The organism is Pseudomonas meliae (assembly GCF_001400515.1).
In the GTDB taxonomy this organism is placed as follows: Bacteria; Pseudomonadota; Gammaproteobacteria; order Pseudomonadales; family Pseudomonadaceae; genus Aquipseudomonas; species Aquipseudomonas amygdali.
In genome coordinates, this window is the sequence record NZ_LJQT01000411.1 from 1 (window position 1) to 7492 (window position 7492).

The 7492-nt window shown below is 54.1% G+C and carries 7 protein-coding genes; all 7 read left to right on the plus strand.

Annotation, left to right across the window (positions count from 1 at the left end; all coding sequences use genetic code 11):
- Positions 1-271: 271 nt before the first annotated feature.
- The 7 genes from ihfB to ALO64_RS18875 all read left to right on the plus strand — a co-directional run bounded on the left by ihfB (position 272) and on the right by ALO64_RS18875 (position 7456).
- Complete coding sequence (gene ihfB / locus ALO64_RS18845) at positions 272-568, plus strand: integration host factor subunit beta (RefSeq protein ID WP_002554561.1); 297 nt, start codon at positions 272-274, stop codon at positions 566-568.
- 24 nt (positions 569-592) lie between these two features.
- Entirely contained in the window at positions 593-835 is a 243-nt protein-coding gene (locus ALO64_RS18850; protein WP_044345375.1) for a lipopolysaccharide assembly protein LapA domain-containing protein, read from the plus strand.
- 411 nt (positions 836-1246) lie between these two features.
- The gene (locus tag ALO64_RS18855; RefSeq protein WP_044345377.1) at positions 1247-2608 is read left to right on the plus strand and encodes an MBL fold metallo-hydrolase; all 1362 of its coding nucleotides are present in this window, start codon (positions 1247-1249) and stop codon (positions 2606-2608) included.
- 257 nt (positions 2609-2865) lie between these two features.
- On the plus strand, positions 2866-3846 hold the full coding sequence (locus tag ALO64_RS18860; protein ID WP_005731292.1) for a UDP-glucose 4-epimerase family protein: 981 nt from the start codon (positions 2866-2868) through the stop codon (positions 3844-3846).
- Entirely contained in the window at positions 3839-4855 is a 1017-nt protein-coding gene (locus tag ALO64_RS18865; protein ID WP_005731293.1) for an MraY family glycosyltransferase, read from the plus strand. The genes ALO64_RS18860 and ALO64_RS18865 overlap by 8 nt, the downstream gene beginning before the upstream one ends.
- 99 nt (positions 4856-4954) lie before the next feature.
- Complete coding sequence (locus ALO64_RS18870) at positions 4955-6949, plus strand: polysaccharide biosynthesis protein (RefSeq protein WP_044345379.1); 1995 nt, start codon at positions 4955-4957, stop codon at positions 6947-6949.
- Between the two features lie 159 nt (positions 6950-7108).
- The gene (locus tag ALO64_RS18875) at positions 7109-7456 is read left to right on the plus strand and encodes a ComEA family DNA-binding protein (RefSeq protein WP_044345380.1); all 348 of its coding nucleotides are present in this window, start codon (positions 7109-7111) and stop codon (positions 7454-7456) included.
- The last annotated feature ends 36 nt before the right edge of the window (positions 7457-7492 follow it).

The following is a 7492-nucleotide window of genomic DNA, read 5'->3' on the forward strand; positions in this document are numbered from 1 at the left end:
TGCTCGGAGCTTCCCTAAGGCCTTACAGGTTCTTGTTTCAGGAATGTCTGCACAGGCGCTGCCAAATGTCCTCAGTGGCCTCTCAGGCCGTCTCTATTCTTCGAATGCTCCAGCTCCCTTCCGATACGTCTCGCCTGTAATGTGGGTGTAATCTTTTCATGCCTGGTAGACAGTATTGAACATAAGTCAATAGATGGGCTGTTCAAATTCATCCGGTCATGCTAAAACCTTCCAAGCGCTGATCTAGCTGCTTGAAAAAGAAGGGAAAAATATGACGAAGTCGGAGTTGATCGAACGAATTGTCACCCATCAAGGGCTGCTCTCATCCAAGGATGTCGAGCTGGCCATCAAGACCATGCTTGAACAAATGTCCCAGTGCCTGGCGACCGGTGACCGAATTGAAATTCGGGGCTTTGGCAGCTTTTCGCTGCATTACCGTGCACCGCGAGTAGGGCGCAACCCGAAGACCGGTCAGTCGGTCAGCCTCGACGGCAAATTTGTCCCGCATTTCAAGCCGGGCAAAGAGCTGCGGGATCGGGTCAATGAGGATGAAGAAGAGGGCTTTTGAAGCCATTCACCACAGGATCATCAGATGCGTATCTTCAAACGAGTCATTTTGATCGTCGCCGTGTTGCTTGCTGTCTTGGCAACAGCCGTGTTCGTTCTTGAAAACCGGCAATCTGTCGCGGTAACTTTTTTCGGCTGGTCAGCGCCTCAGCTTCCGTTGGCATTGCCTGTTGTCCTCGCTCTGCTGCTGGGCATGGTTATCGGTCCGGTGCTGACATGGATATCCAGTCTTCGCAAAAAACGTACGCCTTCCCCTCGCTCCGTTTGAGCAGCGCTGATCAGGCGTCGCCGAAGGCATTTCTGGCGACGTAATATGCGTATTCTCCACGCCCTTGCACCCCATCGAATGGCATGCGGCGTTTCGAGGCTGGCGTGTGCTTCACGCTTATCGTCGGTATTCTTCAAAAATCGGACTTATAATTCTGTCAGTTTATTCTTCTGTTGTACGAAGAGTAGTTACTTCAGTGTGTAGGATTAATCTCTTTTTTAATTCAGGTGCCCATTCTAAAGGGGTAGCCGGTTATCTTCTTTAGCAGCGCCGATTGCTGCTGTCCTGACAGCTTTGTGTCAAGTCTTGAAAATAAGCCTTTCACGTGCAGAATGCGCCGAAACTTACTGTTCAGATCCGATGCCGGATGTTGCAAACATCAAGTACAGGCTGGCAAGAAAAGGTAACTGCATGTCTTATCCGGAAATCATTCATCACGGTGCTGTCGATACGGTAACTGGTTCCTGTCATCAATTGTGTATGGACGCCTCGAGCAACCTGTTGATCGACTGCGGCTCGGTGCAGGAGCGCGGTGAGCGTGCCGCCTCGTTCGGGTTCGATCCCGAGACGATCAGGGCGCTGCTGGTCACCCATGTGCACAATGACCATGTCGGACGTATCCCCGAGTTGCTGGCCTCTGGCTACAAGGGACCCATACTGTGCAGCGAGCCCAGTGCTCATCTGCTGCCACTGGTCATGGAAGATATTCTGAAGATCGAGTTTGCGCATGACCCCGAACAAGTACAGCGCTACCTGGAACTCATCAACAAGAGAATCATCGCGCTGCCATTCGATAACTGGTTCAGTCTGGTCGACCACGAAACATTGCACTGCAGGGTTCGTCTGCAGCGTGCCGGACATATACTCGGTTCTGCTTATATCGAGTGCGATCTGCATTACCCTGTGCAAGAGCGTTCCATGCGTGTGGTGTTCTCCGGTGATCTGGGCGCAAGTCATACACCGTTTCTGCCCGCCCCCAAGCCTCCGGAGCGAGCGAATGTTCTGATTCTGGAAAGCACTTACGGTGATCGCCTTCACGAGGATCGCAGCATTCGCCAGCAAGCACTTGAGCAGATCATTGACAAGGCACTCGAAGATAACGGCACCGTTCTGATACCTGCGTTCAGCATCGGCCGTACTCAGGAATTGCTCTACGAGCTGGAGGACATTCTGCGGCGCAAAATGCCGTTGAATCACTCTGTCGAAAACAGTGCGCTCCCGGCTGGAGGTGAAGTACCGCCTGCCGATTGGTCGAGATTGCCGATCATTCTTGACTCACCTCTGGCGAGCCGGTTCACGAAGGTTTATCAGGCATTCGAAGACTATTGGGATGAGGATGCCCGGCTAAGGCTTGACGCTGGCAGAAAGCCGCTGGGTTTCGAGCAGCTGATCACCGTCGATACGCATGAGGAGCACCTGCGTACCGTCAATTACCTGAAAGCCATGTTGGGCGATGCCAGGCATAACGTGGTGTTTGTCGGCTATCAGGGCAAGGGAACACCCGGTGCAGCCATCCAGATGCACGGTCCTTTGGGTGGCTATGTCGAACTGGATCGTGAACGCTTTGATATCCACGCAGGGGTTCATACTGCCAAAGGTTACTCCGCCCATGCGGATCAGGCAGGACTTGTCAGTTTCGTGACCGGCATGAAAGAGTGGTCTGCGCAGATTCGACTGGTGCATGGCGAGGCAACTGCGAAAAAGATGCTGGGGAATATTCTGGGTCGTAAATACTCGCTTGAAAAAAGAACCGTGGAACTGCTTATTCCTTGAGGGGCGAGCGTGCTAGTTATGGTTGGGGGGTAATTGAATTTTCAAGGTGTGCACCTGACCCGGTTTAGTGTAAATCACCTCTGGCCCACACTGAAGGCCGGAGGGCACTGATGCAGGGATTTATACAGTTGATTCAGGTGCGTTGCCGAAAAGGGTTCTTACGCCAGCTGGAAAGTTATAAAATGAATTGAAGATATTTCAGTTGTCAAAAAGCGTCATATACGGAATATTTGGCTAATTTGGAAGGGCGTTCTTGCATGAGCGGTGATGTTGCATTGGTTGCAATAACAGGTGCGACAGGTTTCGTGGGCAGTGCTGTGGTGCGCCGATTGATTGAGCATACCGGTCATTCTGTTCGGGTCGCGGTGCGAGGGGCCTATAGCTGCTCTTCAGAACGCATCAATGTTGTCAGCGCAGAGTCTCTGGCCCCGGATAACCAATGGTCTGATCTTGTGACCGGGGCGCATGTAGTTATTCATTGTGCTGCCCGGGTCCATGTACTCAATGAGACTGCTGACGAGCCGGATCAGGAATACTTTCGCGCCAATGTCACTGCGACGCTGAATCTTGCCGAGCAAGCTGCAGCAGCGGGGGTCAGGCGCTTTATCTTCCTCAGCTCCATCAAGGCCAACGGCGAGTTCACCCATCCCGGTGCGCCGTTCAGAGCCGACGATCCCTGTAATCCACTGGACGCTTATGGTGTTTCCAAGCAGAAGGCCGAGGAGGGGCTACGCGAGCTTTCTGCCCGATCCGGTATGCAGGTTGTGATTATTCGTCCGGTTCTGGTCTATGGCCCGGGGGTCAAGGCCAACTTCAAGAGCATGATGCGCTGGCTCGACAAGGGGCTGCCGCTTCCGCTCGGGTCCATCAACAATCGTCGAAGCCTGGTGGCGGTGGATAATCTGGCTGATCTGGCCATGGTCTGCGTCGATCATCCTGCTGCAGGTGACCAGACATTTCTGGTCAGTGACGGGGACGATCTGTCCACTACCCGACTTCTGCGTGAAATGGGCAAGGCCCTCGGAAAACCGGCACGCTTGCTGCCGGTGCCTGCAGGGCTGTTGAAAAGCGCTGCTGCATTGCTTGGCAAGAAAGCCTTTTCACAACGGTTATGCAGCTCGCTGCAGGTCGATATCAGTAAAACCTGTACGATGCTGGACTGGCATCCACCTGTGAGTATTGAACACGCCATGCAGGATACTGCTCGATATTATCTGGAACACGACAAACATGATTGAGTGGTTGTCAGTCATTGCTATTGCCTTTGTGTCTCTGCTTCTGACGGCGTTGCTGCGCAAGTATGCCCTCGCCAGAAGTTTGATCGACGTTCCAAATGCCCGCAGCTCACATTCCACACCTACACCCAGGGGCGGTGGCGTTTCTATCGTCGTTACCTTTGTCATGGCGATGGCAGTTCTGGCTTGGGCGGGGGATCTATCTGCATCGGCTCTTGCTGCAATCGTCGGCTCGGGAGGGCTGGTCGCCGTGATCGGTTTCATGGACGATCATGGGCACATCGCCGCACGATGGCGCCTGCTGGGGCATTTTTTTGCCGCTGCCTGGGCGTTGTTCTGGCTGGACGGGCTCGCTCCGGTTGACATCATGGGGTGGACATTCACCCCTGGTGCAGTCGGCCAGGTACTCGCGGCGTTCTACCTGGTATGGATGTTGAATCTTTATAACTTCATGGACGGTATTGACGGGATCGCTGGTATCGAGGCAGTTACGGTGTGCCTGGGTATGAGCATCATTTATGCGCTCGGTGACTATGTCGGGCTGTCGTGGGAGGTGCTTTTGCTGGCTGCCGCCGTTGCCGGTTTCCTTTATTGGAATTTTCCGCCAGCGAAGATATTCATGGGCGATGCAGGCAGCGGATTTCTCGGAATAGTGCTCGGTGTGCTATCCATTCAGGGTTCCTGGGCCTCGCCTCAGTTACTCTGGTCCTGGCTGATTCTGCTGGGTGTGTTTATTGTCGACGCCACGGTAACGCTTGTCCGGCGTCTGTTGCGCAAGGAAAAGCTCTATGAGGCCCATCGCAGCCATGCTTATCAGTTCGCGTCACGTCATTACGGCAGGCATTCGCCGGTCACGCTGGCTGTGGGGCTGATCAATCTGGTCTGGTTGTTACCTATTGCGATGTGGGTGGCACTGGGCGATGGCGAAGGGCTGATATGGACGGTAATTGCGTACATCCCCCTTGTTTTTCTGGCGCTAAGGTTCCGCGCCGGTGAGGCGGAAATCAGGTAACGAAGCGGTTTTCTGGTTGTCTCAGGCTCGTAGCTGTTTCACAGATACTGGTATGAGGTGATGGTTCAGCCGGTATCATAACGGAGCATTAAACAATTGATGAGCAGGTTGCGGGCCAGTTTGCTGGCTCTACCACGCCGCAAAAAGCGAATAATTCAGGTCGCTGCTGACGTTCTTCTTGTCTGGCTCGCGCTGTGGATGTCGTTTGTCGTGCGCTTGGGAATTGATGAGTTGATCAATCCTCTGGAAAAACATACCTGGCTTTTCATCAGTGCGCCGCTGGCTGCTATCCCATTGTTCATTCGTTTTGGCATGTACCGCGCGGTGATGCGCTATTTCGGCAACGACGCCCTGATTGCGATCATCAAGGCCGTCACGATGTCCTCTCTGATCCTCGGTTGCATGGTCTACGTTTACAGCAATCACCAGCAATTGGTGCCGCGCTCGGTCATCTTCAACTACTGGTGGCTGAGCATGGTGATGATCGGCGGCCTGCGCCTGGCCATGCGCCAGTATTTTCTCGGCGACTGGTTTGCCGCAGCGCAACACGTACCCTTTGCCAAGAGTGACAACGGTCTGCAGAAGGTCGCCATTTACGGCGCTGGCGCGGCAGGAAACCAATTGGTTGCTGCCTTGCGCATGGGACGCCTTATGCATCCGGTGGCGTTCATTGACGATGACGAATCGATTTCCAATCGGGTGATTTCCGGCCTTCAGGTCTACAAGCCCCGAAATATCCAGCGAATGATAGATTCCACTGGTGCTCAGGAAATCCTGTTGGCGATCCCGTCTTCATCGCGCGGGCGTCGCCGGGAAATTCTGGGCTTTCTGGAAGGCTTTCCGCTCCACGTACGAAGCGTTCCCGGCTTCATGGACCTTGCCGCTGGCAGGGTCAAGGTAGACGATCTTCAGGAAGTCGATATCGCGGACCTTCTGGGACGCGATGCAGTTCCGGCCCGAGACAACCTGCTTGAGCACTGCATAAAGGGCAAAACGGTGCTGGTAACCGGCGCAGGCGGCTCGATCGGCTCAGAGTTGTGCCGACAGATATTACTGTTGCAGCCCACCCAGTTGCTGTTGCTCGACCACAGCGAGTTCAACCTCTACAGCATTCTTACCGAGCTTGAGCAGCGAGCGGCTCGCGAGTCTCTCTCGGTCAAGTTGCTGCCCATACTCGGGTCGGTACGCAATCACCCCAAGCTGCTGTCGATCATGAAAACCTGGAAGGTCGACACGGTCTATCACGCTGCAGCCTACAAGCATGTCCCTATGGTCGAGCACAATATTGCCGAGGGAGTCATCAATAACGTCGTCGGTACGCTCAATACCGCACAGGCGGCGTTGCAGGCGGGTGTTTCCAACTTCGTTCTGATTTCCACCGACAAGGCAGTGCGCCCGACCAACGTGATGGGCAGCACCAAGCGCCTTGCCGAACTGATACTGCAGGCGCTGAGTCGCGAGACCGCGCCGTTGATATTCGGTGACAAGGCCAACGTTTATCAGGTCAACAAGACGCGCTTCACAATGGTTCGTTTCGGCAATGTGCTCGGGTCGTCCGGTTCGGTTATTCCGCTGTTTCACAAGCAGATCCAGTCAGGCGGACCGTTGACGGTGACGCATCCCAAGATCACCCGTTACTTCATGACCATCCCCGAGGCCGCGCAGCTGGTCATTCAGGCGGGTTCCATGGGGCATGGTGGAGATGTGTTCGTTCTGGACATGGGCGAGCCGGTCAAGATTGTCGAACTGGCCGAGAAAATGATCCACCTGTCCGGTCTGTCCATTCGCTCCGAAAAAAACCCGCAGGGAGATATCTCCATCGAATTCACCGGGCTGCGTCCTGGTGAAAAGCTCTATGAAGAGCTGTTGATCGGGGACAACGTCGTTGCCACCGAGCACCCGATGATCATGAGTGCGAATGAAGATTTCCTGCAGTGGGATGTCTTGAAGGGCCGTCTTGTAAAACTGCTGGATGCGGTAGATCGCGACGATTACAACAGCGTGCGTCAATTGCTGCGAGAAACCGTAAACGGGTATGCACCGGAAGGTGAAATCGTTGACTGGATGTATCAGGAACGCAGCGGCGAACCGTGATTTGATCAACGATTACCGAGTGCCCGGCAACGGCAGACATACGTTGATTGATCTGGACATAGACAGCAACGCTCGACTTCTTTTCCAGGCGGCAGCAGTGCTCTAAGTTTCAGGCACAGCATGTGAAATGCTGCCTTTAACTGTTATGGAGCCTTATCTATGCGAACCCGTATCTTCAGTGCTTTGATCTTTGCCTTGCTTACCAGTGCCTCGGTTGCGGTCAACGCCACTGCGGCACCGTCTTCCTCCGCCGTGTCGCCCGCCACCATGGAAAACGCAGCGCCCGCGGCCGTTCACGAGCAACGTAACGATAAGGTCAATCTCAATACCGCTGATGCGCAAATGCTTCAGAAAGAACTGGCAGGTATCGGAAAAAACAAGGCCGATGCCATCGTTGCTTACCGGGACGCCAATGGCGAGTTTACCTCCATCGATGAATTGATCGAAGTAAAGGGCATTGGCAAGGCTATTCTTGAGAGGAATCGCGAGAAGCTGGCAATTGATTAAGCCTTGCTCTATCCACTAAACTGAACCGCCCCGGGT

Excerpts from the sequence above, each read along its gene's own strand:
- ALO64_RS18850 (WP_044345375.1), top strand. The coding sequence starts at position 593 with ATGCGTATCTTCAAACGAGTCATTTTGATCGTCGCCGTGTTGCTTGCT.
- ihfB (WP_002554561.1), top strand. The coding sequence starts at position 272 with ATGACGAAGTCGGAGTTGATCGAACGAATTGTCACCCATCAAGGGCTG.
- ALO64_RS18860 (WP_005731292.1), top strand. The coding sequence starts at position 2,866 with ATGAGCGGTGATGTTGCATTGGTTGCAATAACAGGTGCGACAGGTTTC.
- ALO64_RS18855 (WP_044345377.1), top strand. The coding sequence starts at position 1,247 with ATGTCTTATCCGGAAATCATTCATCACGGTGCTGTCGATACGGTAACT.
- ALO64_RS18865 (WP_005731293.1), top strand. The coding sequence starts at position 3,839 with ATGATTGAGTGGTTGTCAGTCATTGCTATTGCCTTTGTGTCTCTGCTT.
- ALO64_RS18875 (WP_044345380.1), top strand. The coding sequence starts at position 7,109 with ATGCGAACCCGTATCTTCAGTGCTTTGATCTTTGCCTTGCTTACCAGT.
- ALO64_RS18870 (WP_044345379.1), top strand. The coding sequence starts at position 4,955 with ATGAGCAGGTTGCGGGCCAGTTTGCTGGCTCTACCACGCCGCAAAAAG.